Source organism: Amycolatopsis sp. NPDC021455 (assembly GCF_040640995.1).
Taxonomy (GTDB): domain Bacteria; phylum Actinomycetota; class Actinomycetes; order Mycobacteriales; family Pseudonocardiaceae; genus Amycolatopsis.
On the sequence record NZ_JBFACT010000025.1, the window covers coordinates 40,906 to 63,280 of the forward strand.

15 protein-coding genes are annotated in these 22,375 nt (G+C 72.3%); 4 read left to right on the forward strand and 11 right to left on the reverse strand.

From position 1 onward, the window contains the following. Positions 1-386: 386 nt before the first annotated feature. From AB0G28_RS25850 to AB0G28_RS25860, 3 genes are all read right to left on the reverse strand, one after another. Positions 387-1,571: an acyl-CoA dehydrogenase family protein gene (locus tag AB0G28_RS25850; RefSeq protein WP_361093929.1), complete on the reverse strand. Its 1,185-nt coding sequence runs from the start codon at positions 1,569-1,571 to the stop codon at positions 387-389. Between the two features lie 146 nt (positions 1,572-1,717). Then, positions 1,718-3,694 carry an acyltransferase gene (locus AB0G28_RS25855; protein WP_361093932.1) on the reverse strand — a complete coding sequence of 659 codons (1,977 nt, stop codon included), beginning with the start codon at positions 3,692-3,694 and terminating at the stop codon, positions 1,718-1,720. A gap of 40 nt (positions 3,695-3,734) precedes the next feature. Further along, on the reverse strand, positions 3,735-3,914 hold the full coding sequence (locus AB0G28_RS25860) for a hypothetical protein (RefSeq protein ID WP_361093935.1): 180 nt from the start codon (positions 3,912-3,914) through the stop codon (positions 3,735-3,737). Between the two features lie 234 nt (positions 3,915-4,148). On the opposite strand from AB0G28_RS25860, the gene AB0G28_RS25865 reads away from it, so the two are divergent. Continuing rightward, positions 4,149-5,387 (forward strand): class I SAM-dependent methyltransferase, encoded by a 1,239-nt coding sequence (locus AB0G28_RS25865; protein WP_361093938.1) that lies wholly within the window; start codon positions 4,149-4,151, stop codon positions 5,385-5,387. Between the two features lie 74 nt (positions 5,388-5,461). On the opposite strand, the gene AB0G28_RS25870 is transcribed toward AB0G28_RS25865, so the two are convergent. The 4 genes from AB0G28_RS25870 to rfbD all read right to left on the reverse strand — a co-directional run bounded on the left by AB0G28_RS25870 (position 5,462) and on the right by rfbD (position 9,521). Then, a complete protein-coding gene (locus AB0G28_RS25870) occupies positions 5,462-6,382 on the reverse strand; it encodes a putative sugar O-methyltransferase (RefSeq protein WP_361093941.1) in 921 nt (306 codons plus the stop codon). A 114-nt stretch (positions 6,383-6,496) separates the two neighbouring features. After that, positions 6,497-7,624, reverse strand: coding sequence for a serine hydrolase domain-containing protein (locus AB0G28_RS25875; RefSeq protein WP_361093944.1), 1,128 nt, complete (start codon positions 7,622-7,624; stop codon positions 6,497-6,499). A gap of 27 nt (positions 7,625-7,651) precedes the next feature. Next, the gene (locus tag AB0G28_RS25880; RefSeq protein WP_361093947.1) at positions 7,652-8,446 is read right to left on the reverse strand and encodes a DUF2306 domain-containing protein; all 795 of its coding nucleotides are present in this window, start codon (positions 8,444-8,446) and stop codon (positions 7,652-7,654) included. Between the two features lie 166 nt (positions 8,447-8,612). Beyond that, the gene (gene rfbD, locus AB0G28_RS25885) at positions 8,613-9,521 is read right to left on the reverse strand and encodes a dTDP-4-dehydrorhamnose reductase (protein ID WP_361093950.1); all 909 of its coding nucleotides are present in this window, start codon (positions 9,519-9,521) and stop codon (positions 8,613-8,615) included. Positions 9,522-9,689: 168 nt separating this feature from the next. Between rfbD and AB0G28_RS25890 the strand changes: the two genes are divergently transcribed. Continuing rightward, positions 9,690-10,166 carry a pyridoxamine 5'-phosphate oxidase family protein gene (locus AB0G28_RS25890; protein WP_361093953.1) on the forward strand — a complete coding sequence of 159 codons (477 nt, stop codon included), beginning with the start codon at positions 9,690-9,692 and terminating at the stop codon, positions 10,164-10,166. 51 nt (positions 10,167-10,217) lie between these two features. Here AB0G28_RS25890 and AB0G28_RS25895 read toward each other — a convergent pair whose 3' ends face one another. Both AB0G28_RS25895 and AB0G28_RS25900 read right to left on the reverse strand, forming a co-directional pair. Then, positions 10,218-11,486, reverse strand: a complete 1,269-nt coding sequence (locus AB0G28_RS25895; protein ID WP_361093956.1) for a class I SAM-dependent methyltransferase — start codon at positions 11,484-11,486, stop codon at positions 10,218-10,220. A 133-nt stretch (positions 11,487-11,619) separates the two neighbouring features. Further along, positions 11,620-13,176, reverse strand: coding sequence for a GMC family oxidoreductase N-terminal domain-containing protein (locus AB0G28_RS25900; RefSeq protein WP_361093959.1), 1,557 nt, complete (start codon positions 13,174-13,176; stop codon positions 11,620-11,622). A gap of 175 nt (positions 13,177-13,351) precedes the next feature. On the opposite strand from AB0G28_RS25900, the gene AB0G28_RS25905 reads away from it, so the two are divergent. Further along, positions 13,352-14,587, forward strand: a complete 1,236-nt coding sequence (locus AB0G28_RS25905; protein ID WP_361093962.1) for a cytochrome P450 — start codon at positions 13,352-13,354, stop codon at positions 14,585-14,587. 189 nt (positions 14,588-14,776) lie between these two features. Here AB0G28_RS25905 and AB0G28_RS25910 read toward each other — a convergent pair whose 3' ends face one another. Next, entirely contained in the window at positions 14,777-20,092 is a 5,316-nt protein-coding gene (locus AB0G28_RS25910; RefSeq protein WP_361093965.1) for a beta-ketoacyl synthase N-terminal-like domain-containing protein, read from the reverse strand. A gap of 230 nt (positions 20,093-20,322) precedes the next feature. Here AB0G28_RS25910 and AB0G28_RS25915 point away from each other — a divergent pair, with 230 nt between their 5' ends. Further along, entirely contained in the window at positions 20,323-21,957 is a 1,635-nt protein-coding gene (locus AB0G28_RS25915; protein WP_361093968.1) for an AMP-binding protein, read from the forward strand. 155 nt (positions 21,958-22,112) lie between these two features. Here AB0G28_RS25915 and AB0G28_RS25920 read toward each other — a convergent pair whose 3' ends face one another. Next, the gene (locus AB0G28_RS25920; protein ID WP_361093972.1) at positions 22,113-22,289 is read right to left on the reverse strand and encodes a hypothetical protein; all 177 of its coding nucleotides are present in this window, start codon (positions 22,287-22,289) and stop codon (positions 22,113-22,115) included. Positions 22,290-22,375: the final 86 nt, after the last annotated feature.

Here is a 22,375-nt window from a genome sequence, read left to right on the forward strand (position 1 = left end):
AGGTGCGCTCACCGTCCACTTCGGACGGACGGCTGGTGTCGCGCGGCCGAGGTTCGTCGACGGCCGGCCCGCATGCGCCCCAATGAGGTTTTCTCAGTAGCGTCGATGTCTGGTGTGGTGAGGCGGGTTGCCTCGCGCGGCTACTGGCGGTGTCTTGAACGAGTCGTTCAAGACACCCCAGGTCCTGAACGACTCGTTCAAGACATGAGCGGGCCGCAGCCGGCCGAGTGGCCTGCCACGCCGACCCACGCAGCCCGCCAGTGAGAAAACCCCAATGTGGCGTTGGGTGCGTCCAGCGCACCCAATGTGGCGTTCGGTGCGTTGAGCGCAACCAACGCCACATTGGGGCGCCCGGACCGGCCGTCGGACAACCCGCGCGCGCGGCGCTAGATGTAGGTGGAGTTCGGGTCGAGGCCGCACAGTATCCGGCCGTACAGCTCGTAGTTGGTGCTGGGCACCATCAGCGCGTGCAGGTTCACCGCGTTGACGTCGCGCAGGATCCGCTGGATCGGCACCGACTCGTAGATCGACGAACCGCCGCTGGCGCCGGCGAAGATGTCGACGACCTCCTTGGCCAGCTGGCACGCGGCCGCCACGTCGGCGCGGCTGCGCGCCCGCTCCTCGAGCTTCCACGGCTCGCCCGTGCGCGACCGCTCGTCGGCCAGCGCGGTGACGCGGTCGGCGTGGAAGCCGAGCTGGTCGATCTTCATCGCGGCCTGGCCGACCTGCAGGTGCGTGACGGGAGCTTCGCGCTGGCTGGTGTAGTCGCTGTAGGTGATCTTCCGGCCGCCGAGGCGCTCCATGAAGACGTCCTGCGCGGCCTTGGCCAGCCCGACCAGCGTGCCCACCGAGGACGCGGCGGCGACCCCGAGCAGCGGCGCGCGGTACATCGGCAGTTCGGCGTTGAGGCGGGAGGCGTACTGCTCCTGCAGGACGGCGACCAGCGGCAACACGCGCGCCGCGGGCACGAACACGTCCTCGGCGACGGTGGTGATGCTGCCCGAGCCGCGCAGCCCGGAGGCGTACCAGTCGTCGACGCGCCGCAGGTCCGCCATCGGCACCAGCGCCATCACCGGCCACTGCCCCTGCCCGTCCGGCGTCGGGGCCATCGCGATGATCTCCTGCCAGTGACTGTGGGGCGCACCGCTGATGAACCCCCACTGGCCGTTGACGGTGTAGCCGCCGTCCACCGGCGTCGCGACCGCGGTCGGGCTCAGCGTGCCGCAGACGCGGACGTTCTCGGTCTCGTAGACCTCGTCCTGGACCTCGTCCGGGAACATGCCGACCATCCAGCCCGGGATCGTCCACACGGACATCGTCCAGCCGGCCGCGCCGTCGCCGCGGGCGAGCTCGGCGGTCACCGCCGCCTGGGTGGCGGTGTCGCTTTCGTAGCCGCCGTAACGCGCCGGGACGCGCATCTTGAAGAACCCGGCGTCGGCCATGGCTTCGACCGTCTCGTCGAGCAGGCTGCGGTTCTGTTCGGTGCGGTGCGCGTTCTGGCGAAGCAGGGGGATCAGGTTCGACGCGCGGCGAACGAGTTCGGTCCTCGGGACTGCGGAAGTGCTGGCCACCCTGGCCTCCTCGGGAGTTCGGGCCGGTTTCACCGGTTCATCGTGACAGCCGGCGGCGGCCCGCTCGCCTTGTCGATTGCCCTCCCGCCGGCACGATGCGAGAAGACCCGTGCGCTCGCACGGGTCTTCTCGCCGGACGGGGATGCTCAGCCGGCGAGCTCCTGGTCTTCCGCGGCCCGGCCGGAGGCGCGGCCGACGGCGTCGGCGACGTCCGCGGCCAGCCGTTCGACGTCGGTCGCGTCGACGCGGGCGCCGTCCCAGTAGACGAGCGGGTCGGTGCCCACCGCGAGGTGCAGGCGGTGCACCTGCGCCTTGGCCGCGGCCAGCTCGGTCCGCAGCGTGCCGTCGGCGCCGTCACCGGCCCGGCCGAGGTCCGCGGTGAGCGCCGTCAGCCGGTCCGGCACCTCGGCGCGGACCGCTTCCAGCGCCGCGAGGAGGTCCACGACCTTCCGGAACAGCCGTTCCATCTCGGCGACCGCTTCGTCCAGGGTGTACACCGTCTCGCCGTTGTCGGTGATGTGGCGTTCCGGCAACGGTTTCGGCGCTCCCCCGAGCCGCACCGAGCGGCCGGTCAGCAGCGCGTCCGGATCACCCGGGCCGTCCAGTTCGTCCACTGTGGACGAGTACGCGGTGAAGATCTCCCACAGCCGGGCGAGGTCCGCACCGGCCGCGTCGAACCGGCGCCGGGTCCGGCCGGTGAACTCGGCACCCGCGGGCACCTGGGCCGCGAGCGCGGACTCCACCGCCACCAGGTTCGCCCGCACGGTGTCGCGCCGGGCTTGGGCGGCGGTCACCGCGGCGGCGGTTCCGTCCGCGGGCACCGGGGACAGCGCCGGCCGGGCACGGGACGGGCGTTCCTTCGCCGGGCCCTTCCAGCCGCGCAGGAACTGCTCGCCCCAGCGCAGGGCCGGCTGTTCGACGAGGTGGTAGCTCAGCGTCGCGATCAGCACGGCGCCGGACAACGTGACGAGCTCGAGCCGCCAGAACCCCACCGTGCCGTAGAACTCCCGGATCGGCCGCGAGTTCCCGCCGAGGATCGCGCCGGGCTGGAAGAAGAAGTGCATCACCGCGAAGTGCCAGAGGTAGATGCCGAACCCGACCTTGCCGAGGTGGACGACCGGACGGCTGGTCAGCAGCGCCACGATGGGCCGGGCGCCGCCGGAACCGCCCGGCGCGATCAGCGGTGTCACGGCGAAGAAGCCGAACAGCGCGACCATCACGTAGGTCACCAGCAGGCCGCTGGTGGAGTAGATGGCGTCCATCCCGATCACGCTGAACGGCCGGGCGCAGTTCACCAGGTAGACCGCCACGGCGGCGAGCCAGAACAGCGTCGGCCGCGCGGCGGCCCGGCGCAGCAGCGACGGCGTGCGCCCGGGATTCACCTGCGCCACCGCCAGCTTGATCGCCAGCGCCATGCCGATCCCGATGGTCGGGGCGAAGCCCTGCGGCCACCAGAACACCATCCGGTTGTCCCAGCCGTTCCCCTTCACGACGAACAGCCACGCGACACCGGCGGCGATCAGCACCGGCACCGGCAGCATCAGCCGCCGCGCCCGGGCCTCGACGGTCGTGCCGCGCATCGCGAACCGGCGCACCGCCATGGCGATCAGCGGGAGCGCCGCGTACCAGATGACCATGGTCGGCACGGTCCAGGTGATCTCCATGCCGTTCATCAGCTGCGGCTTGGCCGGGTCCTGCGCGAACACCTGCAGCAGCAGGATCGGCCGCAGCACGTACCAGAGGCCGTCGATGTGCTCGCGGTTCAGCGTGAGCAGCACGATCAGGTACATCACGTAGTAGCCCGGCAGCAGGCGCAGCAGCCGCCGGAGGAACCCGCGGCCCTGCGGGGGAAGCGGCGTGCCGGCGATGATCGACTTCGCCAGCGGGAGGTAGAGGTACATCGCCGGGAGCACGAACAGCACCCCGATGAACGACGGCATGCCGCTGACGAAGAAGGCGCCCACGCCGTTGCTCGGCGGCCGGGGCTCGCCGAACGCCTTGGTGCCCAGCAAGCCGGAGAACATGGCCACGTGCACGGTCAGGAGCGCGAGCGCGGCCAGGCCCCGTACCCCGTCGATCGCGGGGGCGCGGCCCCCGGTGGACGGCTTGGTGTGCAGGCTCACGGCGAGCCCCTTTCTCGGTGCGGGAGTTCTTCCGCGGCCGCTAGTCGACGATGGACTTGACGAAGCTCAGCGCCTCGCGGAAGCGGGGCCCGTCGACGACCTCGAGCACCTTTTCGACGTCGCGCACGGTGTGCCCGAGCGCCTCGCCGAACCCCTTGAGCTCGCGGGAGTTGACCGCGAACGTCCGGCTGCCGTCCTCGTTGTCGGTGATCTGGGGCATTTCGCGATTCTCCTTCTGTGTCCGGGGTGCGCACGCTCGCCGCCCATCGTCGGCCCGCGGGGCACCCGGTTTCGCCTTCCCGATTGCGCGGCACGGGCGCGGACGGCACGCTCGGAGAAGACGTCTCATCAGTCCACTTCGGACAGAGGACGGGCAGCACAGCAAGAGATGGATCCCCGACCGCCCGCGGATAACCTCGGAAGAAATCCACGTACTTTCCGAGAGGTCCGGCAGATGACTGTTTTGACGGAACGGAACGCCACGCAGCCACCGGATGCCGGGGAATCGACCGGAATCATCGCGAAGCTGCTTTCCGCCACCGCCTCGCGCGACGGCGACCTCGACGGCGTCGTCGGCGAATTCGGCGTCGCGCGCGTGGGACGGGTGCTGCTGGACGAGATCCTCTTCCGCGCGTGCCTCGACGACGTTCCCCTGTCCGACGGCGAGAACGCTTCCGTCCACGTGGTCCTCGAGCACGGTGGCGAACGGTTCTCGGCCACCGTGTCGCCCCGGCACGTGCACGTCACCGACGAGCCGGACCCCGCCGGCAACGGCGCCGGCAGCCTGCCCGCCCCGGTCGTGACGCAGGACCTGACCGAGGTCGCCACCGCGCTCTACGGACCCGCGGAGCTCGTCACCTCGGTCACCCGGAAGATCCGGTGGCCGGGCCCCGGCGTCGTGTTCCCGACCCCGCAGCGCCCGAACCTGCCGCGCGCGTACTACGACGTGGCGCGCCGGGTGGTCCAGGTGATGGAACGCTCCGAGCAGGTGGGCCTGACCGAGCTCGCCGTCCGCTACGGCACGGACAAGTGGTCGGCGATGCACCAGTACACCCGCAACTACGAGCGGCACCTCGGCCCGCTGCGGGACCGGCGGCTGAACATCCTCGAGATCGGCATCGGCGGGTTCGACGACCCCGCGCGCGGCGGCAAGTCGCTGCGCTCGTGGAAGCACTACTTCCCGCGCGCCCTGGTCTACGGGATCGACATCCTCGACAAGCACCTGGTGGACGAACCGCGGCTGACGACCTTCCGAGCCGACCAGTCCAACGCCGCGGAAGTCACCGAAGCCGCCGAGAAGTGGGGGCCGTTCGACCTCATCCTCGACGACGGCAGCCACATCAGCGAGCACGTCATCAAGACGTTCGGCACGCTGTTCGCGCGCCACCTGCGGCCGGGCGGGCTGTACATCATCGAGGACCTGTGCACGTCGTACTGGCCCGAGGTGTTCCAGGGCGACGACACCGACCTCGCCGACCCGCGGTACACGATCGGGTTCCTCAAGGCGCTGGTCGACGGGTTGCACCACGAGGAGCTGCTCCGCCCGGACGCCCGGGAGCCCCGCCCGACGGACACGACCGTCTCGGGCCTGCACCTCTACCACAACGTCGCGGTCATCGAGAAGGGCTCGAACACCGAAGGCAGCGTGGTCGCCGATGTCTTCCGCGCCAGAAGGGAGCGCGAGGGCCGGTGACCCGGAACGCGGTCCGCCCCCACGGGAACGCTCCGGGCGTTCCGGTGGGGGCGGACCGCGTTCGTGCTCGGTCGTCAGGCGCCGGGGGCGAGGTAGAGCGCCTGCCAGTAGAAGCTCCAGGGCTTCGCCCAGCCGTCCGCGACGCACACCCAGCCGTCGGCGGGCCGGTAGGCCGAAAGGAACTTCGCGCGTTCCCCGGCCACCGCGTCGCTGTCGTGGATGTCGATGATGTCCGTCAGCGGGCCCGTGCTGAGCGCCAGGGCGACGGTGCCGGCCCCCTGCACGTGGCCGTCGAGGCTGGCGTCCAGGTACTTGCCCACCGGGTTCTTCGTGTAGAAGGCCCGGCACCGGACGTCGATCAGTTCGAGGTAGTCGGCCACCGTTTCCGCCGTCATCTCGGCGAACGAGTTGATGTTGACGCAGAGGTCGTACCGTTCGGGCCAGGCGGCGTCGTCGATGTCGCCGACCGCGACGAAGCGCACCTTGGCGAACTGGTGCTCGTCCAGTACCTCGCGCAGGTACCGCCGCGACATCTCCAGCGACTTCGGCAGGTCGATGATGCAGTACTCGGCGAGGTCGTGGTTGGCCAGGAAGGCGTGGCAGGTCCGGCCGTACCCGGCGCCGATCTCCAGCACCCGGCCGCCGTCGAGCTCGACGTGCCCGCTGACGAAGTCGAGCTCCTGGACCGCCAGCAGGTAGTCCATGCAGATCGCGTCGCCGTCGTAGGTGATGGTGACGGGCGCGCCCACCTGGCGGTTGCCGATCCGGCGCAGCCGGGCGACGTTCTCCGGGGAGAGGGTGGAGGCCAGGTTGTAGATCAGCGTCTTGAGGTAGCGGACGCCGTTGATCCGCGGGTCCCACATCGTGAACTTGTAGTTGATCCCGTCGGACTTGAACCGGGCCAGGTCCGTGGCCGACTCGTCCGCGAACACGGAGTCGTTGATCTGCGCCCACTGCGGGCTCTGCTCGTACTTGCGCTTCGTACCCGAATCCATGGCTCGTCCTGTCGTCATCCGGCTCCCCGGCGGCGTCGGGCCGCCGGGGCTGAACTCGTGCGGGTTCATCGAATTCCCGGGCCGCGTCCGGCGACCCGGGAACCCGGTGGCCGATCAGTCTTCGGTGCCGCCCATCACCTCGGCGGTGAACGCCTGGCGGGCCGCGGTGATCGGGTGGGAGTGGGACCCGAGCGGCTCGTAGAGGTTGTAGGTCTCCGCGAGGGTCAGCTGGGTTTCGGCGTCCTCGGAGTTCGAGCAGTACGTCGTGTGGCCCGGCGCCAGGCCGTTGTGCCCCCACACCGGCCCGCGCTTCGAGCCGAACCAGAGAATGCCGAGGCCGTAGCCGCCGGCGCCCGGGGCCTTCGGGTTGAACGGGACCGTATCCTTCATCTCGCGCAGCAGGCCCGGCTCCAGGACTTCGCCGCGCAGCAGCGCGCGGTAGAACGTGTTGATGTCGGCCGCGGTCGAGATGAGCTCGCCCGCCGCCCAGAACGCCGACATGTCGTAGCTGGTGCAGTCGCGCACGCTGCCGTCGGCCATCGGGAGGTACGCGCGCTGGTGCGGCCCGGGGATCGCGGGGTCCGTGCCGGGCAGGGAGGTGCCGGTCAGGCCGAGCGGCCCGAACACGCGCTCGGCCAGCTCGGCCCCGTAGGGCCGGCCGGTGAGCCGCTCGATCAGCAGCCCCAGGACGATGTAGTTCGTGTTCGCGTACGACCACTTGCTCCCGGGGGCCCCGGCCGGCGGCAGGTCGAGGCCCATCCGGACCAGCTCGGCGGGCGCGAAGGTGCGCGTCCCGGCCTCGGCCAGCTTCTCCGTGGTCGCGGAGAACCGCTCCAGGTAGTCGCCGATCCCGCTGGTGTGGTTGAGCAGCATGCGCACGGTGACCTGCCGCCCGCGGTCGCCGGGCACCACCTCGGGGAGGTACCGCCCCACGGCCGCGTCGAGGTCCAGGCGCCCTTCGCCGGCCAGCTGCAGCACGACCACCGCGACGAAGCTCTTGATGACGCCGCCCGCGCGGTGGCGGAAGTCGGCCCGCGGCGGCCGGCCGGTGGTGAGGTCGGCCAGCCCGGTCACCAGTGACCGCGTCCGGTCGCCGTCGCGGACCTGGGCGAACGCGCCGATCAGGCCGGCGTCCCGCTCGGCGTCGAGCAGTTCCTGCAGCCGCTTCCCCCGCCTGTCCTCACCCGCGCCGCCGGCCGCGCCACCGCGGGGCAGCACGTCCGGCACGTCGTCGATCTTCATGGCGTCGTCTCCTCGTGGTCTCGGAGTTCAGGACCGGGACGGGCCCGGGTCCTGGCTTGCCGGAACGGCCGGCTCCGGTTCGCCCGCCCCCACCGGCACCACGACCGGGCGCCGGGCGGTGCGGTTCAGCCACCACTGCACGATCAGCAGGTTGAGTACCCACGGGAACCACCCGACGTTCTCGGCGAGCCAGCGCGGGTCCAGCCGGGGGAACGGCAGAGCCGCGACGAAGGCCGTCCGGCTCCAGATGATCGAAAGCGTGAACGCGAAGCTGTAGAGCATCCACTTGCGGTGGTCGGCGAAGCGGCGCTGCCGCGCGGCGACGTAACCGGCGATCGCGGTGCCCGTCCACAGCAGGGTCAGGGCCGCGAACCCGACGACGACCGTGGTCGGTTCCCGGCCGAGGTTCTCCGCGCGGAAGAAGATGAGCGCGGCGAGCGCGGGCGAGCCGACGACGACGGACGCCAGGTAGATCCGGCCGGAGACGCGGTGCGCGCGGGGGTGCTTGCGCCGGAACCGCGGCCAGACCTGCACGCACCCGCTCAGCATCGCCACGGTGCCCGAGGCCACGTGGACGATCAGGAGCGGGTACTGGAACGGGTTGCCCGGGGTGAGGGCGATCCGCGCGTGCGCGGGGTCGAGGGTCGCGTAGGCGGGGATCACGAAGACCAGCAGCCACGCGACGACGAGGAACGTGAGCACGCCCGGCCAGGGACTCCTTCGCGCTCGGCGCCGTCCCGGCCCCGCGGTGGCGGGGCGGCGGGCGGCGGGGTCGTCCCCGCCGGTGCGGACGTCGGACGGGTTCCGCGCGGAAAGTGTCACCAGTCGGCCCTCCCCGCCGGCGCGGCGCGCCGGCAGATCGTCTTCACCTTTCGTTCGGTGAAACGCTATCCGCGGGGCGCGGAAGTGTCTTCTTCGAATATGCGAACGCGGATTCGAGCATTCCGCGATTTCCGCGCGTATCGGAAATCGAGCCGGGTGCGCCGCGTCAACCCGCGCCTTCGCGGGACGCGATCACCGGCACGGCGGCGGACAACGCCCGGCGCCAGTGCCGTGGCGGGCTCAGCCCGGCCGCGCACCAGGACGCGCGGGACAGCACGGAGTACGCCGGACGCGGTGCGGGACGCGGGAAGTCCGCCGTGGCGCACGGCCGGACCCGGCGCGGGTCGGCGCCCAGCTCCTCGAAGACGGCGCGGGCGAGCGCGAACCGGGAAGCGCCGCCACCACCCGTGCAGTGCAGCACCGCCTGACGCGGGGCCGTCCCGCGGGCCACCCGGCCGGCCAGCTCGAGCAGCCCGGCCGCCAGGTCCGCGCTCCACGTCGGCGCGGCGCACTGATCGTCCACAACGGACGGTTCGGCGCCGCCCGCCGCGAGCCTCAGCATGGCCCGCACGAAGTTCTCGCCGTGGGCGCCGTACACCCAGGAAGTGCGGACCACCCACGCCGTCGCGGCCGACTCCAGCACGGCCCGTTCGCCGGCGAGCTTGCTCCGGCCGTACACCGAAGCCGGGCCGGTCGGGTCGTCCACTTCGTACGGCCGGGACGCGTCACCCGCGAAGACGGCGTCGGTCGAGACGTGCAGCAGCGGCACGCCGTGGGCGGCGCCGGCGGCGGCCAGCAGCCCGGGCCCGCGCGCGTTGACCGCGAAGGCGGCCTCGGCATCGGTCTCGGCGGCGTCGACCGCGGTGTAGGCGGCGGCGTTGACCACGATGGGAAACCGGCCCGCCGCGCGCGCTTCGGCGGCGAAACCGGCGACCGCCGCGGACACCGCACCCCCGTCGGTGATGTCCAGCTCCGTGCGCCCGGGCGCACGGACGTGCGTGCCCGCGGGCGCCAGCGCCACGAGTTCACGACCCAGCTGCCCGGTCCCGCCGGGCACGAGCAAAACCGGTTGCATGGCCGAACGATAACCGAACATCTTTGCCGGGCAAGGGTTCCCGGCGCGATGCAGCATACTCGGAGTAGTGCGTGCCGAGACGTGGTTCCTAGGCTGGGACCGGAACACCGATGTCGTCGAAACCCTCGGGAGCCACAGGTGAACGCGCTACCACAAGGTGATGTCCGGTTGATCGAACACGAGGTGGCACAGCGTCTGCTGGTGTCGAAGGAGCTGGCCCGCCTCGCCTACGTGGCACTGGACGGCACGCCGCGCGTGCTGCCCGTCATGTTCCACTGGAACGGCAGCGAGGTCGTGATCTCGTCGTTCCACGAGGCGCGCAAGATCCCCGCCCTGCAGAAGCGGCCGGACGTGGCCATCACCATCGACACGTCGTCGCACCCGCCGGAGATCCTGCTCATCCGCGGCAAGGCCGAGATCTCGCTCGTGGACGGGGTCGCCGAGGAGTTCAAGCTCGCGAACTACCGGTACGGCGGCCCGGAGTTCGGCGCCGGCCGGATCGCCGAGGTGGACCACCCCGGCACGAAGATGTGGCGGATCGCCGTCCGCCCGGCGTGGGTCGGGGTGCTCGACTTCCAGACCCGCTTCACCGGCGGGCGCACCGCGGACGACTTCGCCGGCCGCGGGCAGGGAAACGCCGCCTGAAAGCGGTGAAAGGCGCCTCCGGAGATGCTCCGGGGGCGCCTTTCTCCGCCGTCAGGCCGCGGCGGCCAGCCCGCCGCCGCCCAGCACGTGCACATCGGGCACGTAGAGGATCCACCGGCCGCCCTGTGCGGTGAACGCCTGCTCCTTGGCGAGGATCTCTTCGGCGTGGTTCCACGCGAAGAGCACCACGTAGTCCGGGTAGTCCTCGGCGAACCGCTCCGGCGCGACCACCGGCAGGTGCGATCCGGGGGTGAGCCGGCCCTGCTTCTCCGGCGTCGAGTCGTAGACGCACTCCACCAGGTCCGTCCCGATCCCGCAGTAGTTCAGCACGGTGGCGCTCTTCGACGTCGCGCCGTAGCCGGCGACGCGGAAGCCCTTCCCCTTCAGCTCCGTCAGCAGCGCGACGAGGTCGTGCCGGATGCGCCGGATGTTCACGCCGAACCGGGCCAGCTTGACCCGGTCGTTCAGGCCGAGGTCGCGCTCGTGCGCGAACAGCCGGGGCAGGGCCGTGCCCGGCTTGCGGGCGCCCGGGCGGGCGACCGAGTACCGGACCGCGCCGCCGTGCACCGCCAGGCGTTGCGCGTCGACGAGCTCGAAGCCGAAGCGCTCGACCATCGCCCGGACCGAGTGCAGCGAGAACAGGTAGAAGTGCTCGTCGTAGATCTGGTCGAAGTAGTTCTTCTCGACGATGTCGCCGAGGTAGCGGTCCTCGAAGACGAACAGCCCGTCGTCGGCGAGGAGCTCGTCGATGCCGCGGAAGATCGAGTCGATGTAGGAGATGTGGCTGAAGGTGTTGGCCGAGAAGATCACGTCGGCCCGGCCGTGCGCCTGGCGGATTTCGCGGGCGACGGACTCCTCGAAGAAGTCGACGCGCACGTCGATCCCCTTGGCCGCGGCCGCTTCCGCCGCACCCCGCGACGGATCCACCCCGAGGTGCCGGACGCCGTGGTCGCTGACGGTCTTCAGCATGATCCCGTCGTTGCAGCCGATCTCGACGACGAACGGGTCCGGGCCGGTGAGCTCGGTGCGCACCAGGTTCCCGGCGAACGCCTCGAAGTGCTGCCGCATCAACGCGGACTCGGACGAGCGGTACGGGTAGTCCTCGTGGAACATGGCTTCGCGCGGGAGCTCGTCGGACAGCTGCACCATGCTGCACGAGGAGCAGATGCCGACGGCGAGGTGGTGGAACGCCTCACGGCCGGTGTCCTCGGCCTTCACGAAGGCGTTCGACACGGGCTGGCGCCCGAAGTCGAAGATCTCCGACACGGATCCGCCGCAGAGGCGGCACGTCCGGGCGGCGGGTGGCGTTTCGAGCGTCACGGTGGTGTCCCTTCGGAATCGGAAGTTCCCTTGCACAAGGCCGCAGGGGTGCGGGCCGGGATCGCCCGCACCGGACGGGCTTTCCCCGCACCGGCCGCGCGGCGGGTGCGGGGAAAGCGGTTCGGCGCCGGCTTCACCCGGCCAGTGGGGGCAGCCCGCGCACCAGGTCCGCCGCCTTCTCCGCGATCGCGATCGTCGGCGCGTTCGGGTTGCCGCGCACCAGCGTCGGCATCACCGACGCGTCCACCACGCGCAGCCCCGCCACGCCGTGCACACGCAGCTCCGGGTCCACGACCGGCCCCATCGCGCAAGTGGCGGCCGGGTGGTAGATCGAGTGCGCGAAGTCGCGGATGTAGTCGCGCAGGTCGTCGTCGGAGTCCGAGGCGGGCGGCCGGTAGGGGTTCGCGGTGTACGCGCCGAGCGCGGTCTGGCGGGCGATCGCCAGGCCGAGCCGGACCCCCTCGACCGCTTCCGCCAGGTCCTCGGGTTCCGCGAGGTAGTTGTGCAGGATCTTCGGTTTGGCCGTCGGGTCGTCCGAAGCCAGCTGCACGCTGCCCCGGCTGCGCGCGGCGAGCATGGACGGCCCGTAGGACAACGCGTGCGCGGTCGGCGTGCCGAGCCCGTTGTCGGCGAACATCACCGGCGCCGCGAGGAATTCGACGTTCGGCGCCGCCAGGCCGGCGTCCGTGCGGGCGAAACCGCCCGCCTCCGGGCCGTTCGACGTCAGCGGGCCGCTGCGGGAGCCGGCGAACTGCTCCTGGTACCGCGGCTCCCCCGCCACCAGCAGGCTGATCGGCTCGTCGTGCGTGTAGATCAGCGGCACCAGCAGGTGGTCCTGCAGGTTCTGGCCGACCTCCGGCAGGTCGGCGACGACCGGGATGCCCAGCGCCTCCAGCTGCCAGGCCGGGCCGACGCCCGAGAGCATCAGCAGCTGCGGCGAGTTGTACGCGCCCCCGGCGACGATCACCTCGCGCTCGGCGCGCAGGACGATCTCCTCCTCCAGCCGGAAACCCCGCACGCCGCGCGCCACGCCGTCTTCGATGACGATCCGGTGCACCCGCAGGTTCGCCTCGACGGTGAGGTTCGGGCGGTCCAGCGCCGGGTGGAGGAAGGCGGTCGCCGCGCTGGCGCGCATGCCGTCCTTCTGCGTCAGCTGGAAGGCGCCGAACCCGTCCTGCGATGCGCCGTTGAAGTCGTCGTTGTACGGGTGTCCGGCCTGGACCGCCGCGGCGACGAAGGCCTTCGACATCGGGTTCCGGGACCGGCCGTCGGAGACCGACAGCGGCCCGCCCACGCCGTGGTACTCCGACGCCCCGCGCTCGTTGTCCTCCGAGCGCAGGAAGTAGGGCAGCAGCTCCCGGTAGCTCCAGCCCGGCTGGTTCCAGCCGTCGTAGTCGGCCCGGTTGCCGCGGATGTAGATCATGGTGTTGATCGAGCTGGTCCCGCCGACCACGTTGCCGCGCGGCAGGTAGACGCGCCGCCGGCCGAGCCGCGGCTCGTCGTGGGTGTCGTAGTCCCAGTCCATGTTGGTCCGGAACAGCTTCCCGAAGGCGGCCGGGACGTGGATGTTCGGTGAGGCGTCCGAAGGCCCCGCTTCGACGAGGCACACGGAAACGTCGGGATCTTCGCTCAGCCGCGCGGCGAGTACGCAGCCCGCCGAGCCGGCGCCGACGATCACGTAGTCGTACATGGGGTCGCTCCTCACGTCCTGTGGCCCAGCGATGGGTGTCCCCAGGATTCCCGGCCGCGGGGGCGCCGGGCGTCTTCGAGCCTGCGCACGCCACAAGCCTCAATCGAGGAGACGTGCCGCGGAATGCCCGGAAGTACGGTGGAAAACCAGCGTCGTAGGAAGCGAGGAGCTGAAGATGGCGGGCACCGATCTGTCGAGTCCGGAGTTCAAGGCGAATCCGTACCCGTCGTACGCCGCGCTGCGCAAGGAAGCACCGGCCCACCGGGTCCCCGGGCCGATGGGCTCCGAGATCTGGCTGATCACGCGGTACCGGGACGCGCGCGCCGCCCTCGGTGACCCCCGGTTCGCGAAGGATCCCCAGCACGCTCCCGAGTGGGCCAAGCTGCTCGCCGGCGGGGCGTCGGACGAGGGGCCGTTCGGCCGCAACATGCTCAACAGCGACCCGCCCGACCACACGCGGCAGCGGCGCCTGGTCAGCATGGCGTTCACCAACAAGCGGGTCGAGCGGCTCAAGCCCCGGATCGCCGAAATCACCGCCGAGCTGGCGGACGCGATGGCCGGCAAGCGCACGGCCGACCTGATGGCGGAGTTCGCGCACCCGCTGCCGATCACGGTGATCTGCGAGCTGCTGGGGATCCCGGTCGCCGACCGCCACGAGTTCGCCACCTGGACCAGGATGCTGCTCGCCTCACCGTCCACTCCGGAGGGAGTGGAGAGCAGGCGCCGGGGCAACCAGCTCATGAACGACTACCTCTCCGCGCTGGTCGAGCGGATCCGCCCCGGCGTCGACCCGGCGCTCGACTACGACGCCCAGCCCGACCTGCTGAGCGCGCTCATGGTGCCCTGGCAGGAGGACCGGCTGTCCGAGCGCGAGCTGCTCGGCATGATCAAGCTGCTGCTGGTCGCCGGGCACGAGACCACGGTCAACCACATCGGCAACGGCATGCTGGCGCTGCTGCTGCGCCCGGACCAGCTGGAGCTGCTGCGCGCCCGCCGCGAGCTGCTGCCGAAGGCGGTCGAGGAGCTGCTGCGCTTCGACGGGCCGATCGAGCGGGTGCCGTGGCGGTTCACCACCGAGGACGTCGACCTGGGAACCGTGACGATCCCCCGCGGCAGCGCGGTGAACGTGGTGCTCGGGTCCGCGGACCGCGACCTGACGCAGTTCGCGAACGCCGACGAGCTCGACATCACCCGCGCGGAGAACCAGCACCTGGCGTTCGGCTTCGGGGTGCACTACTGCCTCGGCGCGCCGCTGGCCAGGGCGGAGAGCCGCATCGCGTTCGACACGCTGCTGACCCGCTTCCCCCGGCTCGCCCTGGCGGTCCCGCCGCGCGAGCTGCGGTGGGAGATCGGCGGGCCGAACATCATGCGAGGCCTGGGCGCGCTCCCCGTGACCTTCGACGGCGAGTAGCGTCCCGCGGACCGGACCCTCCGTACCCTCGACCCCCGGGGTGCGGAGGGTCCGGTCATGTCCGGGGTCGCCGGGACAGCGGCGGGCCGGGCACGTCGAGGTTCCACCGCCCGGAAAGCCTTGCCCGGAACGGCCGATGACCCTGCTCCATCCACAAGGGACGGAGCAGGGCCATCGGCCTTCGTGCGGTCAGGCGGCTTCCGCCTGCTCCTCTTCCTCGGCCTCGCCGCGGAGGATGCCCGTGATGTGGCCGGCCAGCGCCGCGACCGTCGGCTTCGCCCACAGGATCGTCGGGGGGAAGTCGAGGCCGAAGCGGCGGCTCAGGCGGACCCGCAGGCCCACCGTCATCACCGAGTCCACGCCCAGCTCGACCAGCGGGCGCCGGAGGTCGACGTCGGCCGGGGCCAGGTTCAGCTCCGCGCCGACCTGCTCGCGGACGCCGTCGGTGACCAGCTCGCGCGCCTCCGGCTCGGCCAGGGCCGTCCAGTCCACTTCGGCCGCCGCGTCCGCCTCGCCGACCGCGCCGTCGATCGCCGCCAGGTCGCGGAACATCGGGACCCGCGCCGTGTGCGAAGGCAGTGGCAGCACCCGCAGGATCGCCTGGTACGGGGCGTTGTAGCGCTCCGCGAACGCCCAGGCGCGGAACGCCTCGGACGCCGTGATCGCCTCCAGGCCGCGCGCGTTGGCCTCGAACATCGTGCTCGCGATGTCCCCGGACATGCCGACCCCGCGCCACGACGTCCACCCGATGCTCGTGGTTTCCGTGTGGCCGCCGGCGTTCCGGTGCGCGGCCAGCGCGTCGAGGAACGAGTTCGCCGCCGCGTAGCTCGTCTGGCCGGTGAGCCGGGCGAACTGCCCGCACGAGGAGAACAGGACGAAGAAGTCCAGCGTCCCCGGCGGGAACTGCCGGTGCAGCACCAGCCCGCCGCGGGCCTTCGGGGCCAGCACCTCGCGCAGCCCGTCCTGGTCGACCTTGTCCACGAGGGCGTCGTTGACCACGCCGGCGGCGTGGATGACGCCGCGGATCGGGGGCAGGCCGTGCGTCGCCGGGTCGAGCTCGCGGGCGACGTCGGCCGCGTCGGTGATGTCGACCGCGACCGCCCGCACCGTGACCCCGGCGGCCTCCAGCGCCAGCACGCCGTCGATCTGCGCCCGCGTCTGCGGGTCGGTCACCTCGTCCCAGTCCGCGCGCGGCGGGAGGCCACGCCGTCCGGCGAGCAGGAGCCGCCGGGCGCCGCGGTCGGCGAGCCAGTGCGCGACCTCCAGGCCGAGCCCGCCGAGCCCGCCGGTGACGAGGTAGGTCCCGGTGGCGCGGCACTGCAGCCCCGGCCCGTCGGCGGGCCGCTCGATCGTAGTCAGCCGGGCCACCTCGGTGGCGTCACCGCTCAGCGAGATGACGTCCTCGGCGCCCGCGGCGTGGCGCAGGAGCTCCAGGACGCGCTCGCCGGTGCGGTCGTCGACCTCGTCGACGTCGATCGCCCCGCCCCACAGCTCGGGGTGCTCGCCGGCGGTGATCCGCGAGATGCCCCACAACGGGCCGTGCACGAGCGACTGTTCGCCGGCGGCCTTCCGCACGCCCCGCGAAAGCGACCAGATCCGCTGCGGCGCCACGCGGTCGCCCCCGATGGAGACGATCTCGCCGACGCGCTGGATGGTCCGGATGAGCGTCCAGCTCGCGCGCTCGGTCGCCGTCTCCAGCACCTCGCCCTCGCGGATGACCGACGGCGCCACCACGATCGCGCTCGGCTTGGCGAGCAGCTGCTCGCCGAGGTCGACGGTGCAGCCGCACTCGTGCGGGACGTGGGTGTGCGTGTTCGGGGTGCAGATCTTCACCACCGGCACGCCCAGTGCCTCGATCCGTTCGGCCAGCACCGGCGTCAGGGCCGGGTCGCCGACCAGGACGACCTGCTCGAACTCCGCCTGTTCCGCACCGGCTTCGAGGGGCTTCCACGCGATCTCGTGGACGAGGTCGCGCGGGCCGGCGGCGGTGGCGCCGAGGTGCTCGACCGCGGCGAACCGCAGGCCGGTGACCTCGCAGACGATCCGGCCGGTCTCGTCGGCCACCTGGACGTCGGTGGTGTCGATCGGCGAGCGCGGCGAGCGGCGGCTGTGCACCTGGATCCGGGCCGGCGGCGGGCCGTCGAAGACGACCTTCTCGATGCCGCGCGACATCCACAGCACCGGCGCGTCCTCCGGCGTGACGACGACCGCGCTGATCGTCAGCGCGCCGTCGATGACGTGCGCCCAGCTGGTGGCGTGCTCGGCGTCCGGCTCGATGGTCATCACCGCGAGCTGGTCGGTGTCGCTGCGGCGCAGCTCCTCGAGGTCCCACGGGAACGCGTAGCCGCCGACACCCATGCGGCGGAACATCGTGTCGACCTGTTCCCACGACGCTTCCGGCAGCCGCTCGCGCAGCCCGGCGACGTCGACCGTGCCGTCGGTGAGCCGCACGCCCGGGTCGATGACGGCGGTGGTGTGGGTGATCCACTCGTGCTCGTCGCCGGCGTCGTCGTCCTCGGCCAGCCGGGTGGACAGGCGCAGCGTGTTCTCCGACTCCACGATCTGCACGATCCGGGGCGGTACCACCGAAAGCGGCGTCCGCAGGACGATGTCGGTGATCGCCGCGGCCTGCCCGTCGCGCGAAGCCGCCTCCGCGAAGGTGTTGATGATCGACGCGGCCGGGGTGATCTCGACCCCGACGACCTCGTGGCTGAGCGGGTACGGCCGGACGTCCATGTCCAGGTGCGTCTGCCACACCACCCGGGTGGGCGAGCCGCTGACGGTCGTCTTGCCGCCCAGCAGGCTGTGCCGCTCCGGGTCGTGGCCGGCGCCGAGACCGCCCGCGCCCACCGCGCCGTCACCGAAGATCCAATAAGGACGGTGCTGCCACGCGGCGGGCGGCAGCGGGAGCTGCGGCGCGTCGGGGTGCTCGGCGGTCCAGTCGAACTCCGCGCCGTGGCAGTGCAGTTCGGCGAAGTTCGCCAGCAGGGTCGCGATCTCGTCCTGGTCGCGGCGCAGGGTGCAGGCGACGGTCGCCTCCTCGACGCCGTGGTGCTCCAGCGTCTCCTTGATGGAGTGGGCCACCACCGGGTGCGAGGAGACCTCCAGGAACAGCCGGTGGCCGTCCTCGATCGCCGCGCCGACCGCCTGGGCGCAGCGGACCGGCTGGCGCAGGTTCGCCACCCAGTAACCACTTCCCCGTTCGTCGGCCGCCCGCGGGTCGGCCAGCGCGGTGCTGTACAGCGGGACCGCGGGGGTGCGCGGGTGCAGTTCGGCGGCCGCCGCGGCCACGCGGGCGGTGACGTCGTCGACGTGCCTGCTGTGGAACGCGATGTCGGTGTCGACGGTCCAGACGCCCAGGCCGTCGGCCTTCCACTGCTCCGCGAGCCGCTCGACCGCGGCGCGGTCGCCCGAGATCACGGTGGAACCCGGGCTGGCCGCGATGGCGGCCTCGATGTCGGCGCGCCCGGTCAGCCGGGCCGAGACCTCGTCGAAGCCGAGGCTCACCAGGGCCATGCCGCCCCGGCCGGCCAGCGGCTGGAGGGCCGCGGCGCGGCGGCAGGCGAACCGGGCGGCTTCCCGGACGTCGAGGGCGCCCGCCACGACGGCGGCCGCGATCTCGCCGACCGAGTGGCCGATCACCGCGCTCGGCTCGGCGCCGTGGCGGCGCCACACCGCGGCGAGCGCGATCTGGATGGCGAAAGTCATCGCCTGGACGTGCGAGGCACTCCAGGGTCCACCGTCCACAATGGCCTCACGCGGGGTCCAGCCCAGCTCGGCGCGGAAGACGTCGGCGAGCGAGTCGACCGCGTCGGCGAACACCGGCTCTTCGGCGAGGAGCTTGCGGCCCATCCCGGACCACTGCGCGCCGTGGCCGGAGAACACCCACACGACCTTGCCGTCGGTGTCGGACGGCACGCGCGCGCCGGCGACGCCCGGGCCGGGCGTGCCCGCGGCCAGGTTCCGGAGCCGCTCGGTGAGCTCGGTGACCGAGCCGGCGACGACCGCGCCGCGCTGCGCGAGGTGGGAGCGGCGCCGCGAGAGCGTGGCGCCGACCGACGCGAGGGAAACGTCCGGGTTGGCGGCGAGCCAGTCCGCGGTCTTTCCGGCGAGGGCGCGGACACCCGCCTCCGACGCCGCCGAAAGCGGGAAGACCGAAGCCACCGGCTCGGGCACCGGCGCCCGCAGCGCCTCGGGCGCCGCGGCCGGAGCCTCGCGGAGGATGACGTGGGCGATCGAACCGCCGACGCCGTAGCTGGAAACGCCCGCGACGCGCGGCTGCTCGCCCCGCGGCCACGCCCGGCGGCCGTCGACCAGCCGCAGGCCGGAGTTCGCCCAGTCGAAGTCGGGGTTCGGCGCGGTGTGCAGGCTCGGCGGCAGCTCTTCGTTGCGCAGCGCGAGGATCGTCTTGATCACGCCCGCGATGCCGGAGCCCGCCTCGACGTGCCCGATGTTCGGCTTCACCGAGCCGATCAGGCACGGCTCGTCCGCGCGGCCCGCGCCGAAGACCGCGGCCAGCGCGCGGGCCTCCTCCCGGTCGCCGACCGGCGTACCGGTGCCGTGCGCCTCGACGTAGCCGACCGACCGCGGCGAAATCCCGGCGCGCCGGTAGGCCTGGCGCAGCATGTGCTCCTGCGCTTCGCTGTTGGGCGCCATCATGCCGTCGGACTTGCCGTCCTGGAACACGCCGCCACCCGCGACGACCGCGAGCACGTCGTCGCCGTCGCGCCGCGCGTCGGACAGCAGCTTCAGCACGACCACGCCGGCCCCTTCACCGCGGCCGTAGCCGTCGGCGTCGGCGGCGAACGCCTTCGACTTGCCGTCCGGGGCGAGCGCGCCGGCGCCCTCGAGGGCGATGTTCAGCGTCGGGCTGGCCATGATGTTGACGCCACCGACGATCGCGACCGGCGTCTCCCCGACGCGCAGGCTCTGGCACGCCAGGTGCAGCGCGGTCAGCGAACCCGCGCACGCCGTGTCGACGGCGAGGCTGGGCCCGCGCAGGTCGAGGAAGTACGAGATGCGGTTGGCGATGCCGTAGTAGGTCGTGCCGTTCACCGCGTACGCGCCGGTGCGGCCCACGTCCTCCAGCAGCCGCCGCCCGTAGTCGTTCGAGTTGGCGGCGACGAACACGCCGGCCTCGGTCCCGCGCAGCAGGTGCGGCGGCAGTCCGGCGTTGACCAGTGCCTCCCAGGCCAGCTCCAGCACGATGCGCTGCTGCGGGTCCAGGAAATCGGCCTCCTTGGGGGAAATCCCGAAGAAATCGGCGTCGAAGCCCTCGATGTCGTCGAGGAACGCGCCCTTGCGGGTGGTGTTCCGGAGGATGTTCGTGGCCTGCGGGCTGCCGGCGGCATAAGGCTGCCAGCGCTTCTCCGGCATTTCGCGCACCGAATCACGCCCGTCGACAAGGAACTCCCAGAACTTGTCCAACGAGTCGAGATCCGGGGCGAAGCGGCAGCTCATGCCGACGACGGCCACTGATTCTGTGAATTCCACGTCCTGGCTCAAGTCCCGGCTCCTCTGCAAATCACGACTCGGCAGCGGCACCGGCGTCCGGTCGTCCGCTGGTCTTCTCGATTCCGCGCATGACCCGTGGGCGGGCGGCGCCAACGCATGTCATTCTTCGGAACCGGTGCGGCCGCGGGCATCTCTTCGGTTGCCCGCATCCGAAGAGACGCGGGCGGCGCGGCGGGCCGCCTACCCTCCGAACCGGAGACCACACCAGAGGAGGTCCGGGAATGCCGGAGAGGACGAGCGCGGGCACCACGCCGTGGCCGCCGGAGTTCGCCGCCCGGTACACCGCCGAGGGCTATTGGGCGGGCCGGTCCCTCGGCGCGCTGCTGGGCGAGCTGGCCGGATCGGACGCGCCTGGCCTGGTGGACCGCGGTCTGCGCCTCAGCCACCGGGAACTGCTGTCCCGCGCCGACGGCGCCGCCGCCCGGCTGCACGCGCTCGGCCTGCGCCCCGACGACCGCGTCGTGCTCCAGCTGCCGAACCAGTGGGAGTTCCTGGTCGTGACGGTGGCCTGCCTGCGTCTCGGGATCGTCCCGGTGCTGACCCTGCCGGGCCACCGGAAGCAGGAGCTCGCGGACGTCGCCGAGCACGCCGAGGCGCGGGCGATCGTCACCGCGGGCACGGTCCGCGGCTTCGACCACGAGGCGCTGGCGCACGAAGTGGCCGCCGGATCGGCGACCGTCGAGCACGTGCTCGTCACCGCCGACGAGCTCGCCCCGGGCAGCCTGGACCTGCGGGCGTTCTGCCTGCCCGCCACCGGGCCGCTGCCGCCGGTGCCCGAACCGGACGGCACGGCGGTCGCGCTTTTCCTGCTGTCCGGCGGAACCACCGGCGCCCCGAAGCTGATCGCCCGTACCCACAACGACTTCGCGTACATGGTGCGGCGGTCGGCCGAGATCTGCGGCCTCGGCCCGGACAGCACCTACCTCGCGGTGCTGCCGCTGGGCCACGGTTTCCCGATGACCGCGGCGCTGGGCACGTGGCTGTCCGGCGGCCGGGTGGTGCTGGCCGGCTCGCCCGCGCCGGAGCGCGCGTTCGCCCTCGTCGAAGCCGAGCGCGTGACGATGACCTCGCTCGTCCCCGCGATCGTCCGGCGCTGGCTCGAACACCGCGCGACCGACCGCCGCCACCACCTCGGCTCGCTGCGGCTGATCCAGGTCGCGGGCTCGAAGCTGCCCGAAGACGTCGCCGCGCGGGTCACGCCCGTGCTCGGCGGCGTCCTGCAGAACGGTTACGGCATGGGCGAAGGGCTGTTCTGCCTCACCCGCCCGGACGACCCCGCCGAGGTCGTCTGCCGGACGCAGGGCAGGCCCATCAGCCCGGCCGACGAGCTGCGGCTGGTCGACGACCGGGGCCGGCCGGTCCCGGACGGCGAACCGGGGATCCTGCTCACGCGCGGGCCCTACACCCCGCGCGGCTACTACCGCGCACCGGAGAAGAACGCGCAGGCCTTCGTCGACGGCTGGTACAACACCGGCGACGTGGTCCGGCTGCGCCCGGACGGCAACCTCGTGGTCGAGGGCCGCGAAAAGGACGTGATCAACCGCGGCGGGGAAAAGATCTCCGCCGAGGAGATCGAAGCCTTCGGCCGCGCGGCCGGCGCGAAGGAGGCGGCTGCGGTGGCGATGCCGGACGCGGAGCTCGGCGAGCGGATCTGCTTGTACGTGACGGGAACGCGGCTCGAGCTGCCGCGGCTGCACGCGGCCATGCGGGAAGCGGGCGTGGCGACGTTCAAGCTGCCGGAGCGGCTCGTGCACGTCACCGCGCTGCCGGTCACGGCGGTCGGCAAGGTCGACAAGAAGGCCCTGCGCGCGGACATCGCCGCCCGGCTGGCGGCCGAGCGGCGGCGGGCGGGGTGACTCCCGCGGCAGGCCCGCACCACGAACCCGAAGTCGCCGGGCGACGCGCCCCCAATGTGGCATTGGGTGCGTCCAACGCCCCCAACGCCACATTGGGGCGCATGGACGCGCCGGACGTCGAACCACTGGCGACCGGCCCGCACCACCGACCCGGATCAGGCCGCCTTCCGCGCACCCTCGGCAGGCCGGCGCGGCGGGAACGTGCTGTGTCCCGCGTGCACGGCCACATAGCGGACGATGCCGTCGAGCACCACTTCGATGTCGGTCCGCTCCCCCGCGCGGAACCGCCCGCCGCAGGCGGCGCACGTCCGCTGACGGGCCGCCGCGCTCACGGCCGCCTCCGCGCGATCACGCCGGTGCGGCCGTCCCGTCCGGTCCGGATCCGCCGGGGGTCAAGGTGTTCGCTCATCGTGCACCT

Excerpts from the sequence above, each read along its gene's own strand:
- AB0G28_RS25860 (WP_361093935.1), bottom strand. The coding sequence starts at position 3,914 with ATGCCCCAGATCACCGACAACGAGGACGGCAGCCGGACGTTCGCGGTC.
- AB0G28_RS25875 (WP_361093944.1), bottom strand. The coding sequence starts at position 7,624 with ATGAAGATCGACGACGTGCCGGACGTGCTGCCCCGCGGTGGCGCGGCC.
- rfbD (WP_361093950.1), bottom strand. The coding sequence starts at position 9,521 with ATGCAACCGGTTTTGCTCGTGCCCGGCGGGACCGGGCAGCTGGGTCGT.
- AB0G28_RS25905 (WP_361093962.1), top strand. The coding sequence starts at position 13,352 with ATGGCGGGCACCGATCTGTCGAGTCCGGAGTTCAAGGCGAATCCGTAC.
- AB0G28_RS25915 (WP_361093968.1), top strand. The coding sequence starts at position 20,323 with ATGCCGGAGAGGACGAGCGCGGGCACCACGCCGTGGCCGCCGGAGTTC.
- AB0G28_RS25865 (WP_361093938.1), top strand. The coding sequence starts at position 4,149 with ATGACTGTTTTGACGGAACGGAACGCCACGCAGCCACCGGATGCCGGG.
- AB0G28_RS25870 (WP_361093941.1), bottom strand. The coding sequence starts at position 6,382 with ATGGATTCGGGTACGAAGCGCAAGTACGAGCAGAGCCCGCAGTGGGCG.
- AB0G28_RS25900 (WP_361093959.1), bottom strand. The coding sequence starts at position 13,176 with ATGTACGACTACGTGATCGTCGGCGCCGGCTCGGCGGGCTGCGTACTC.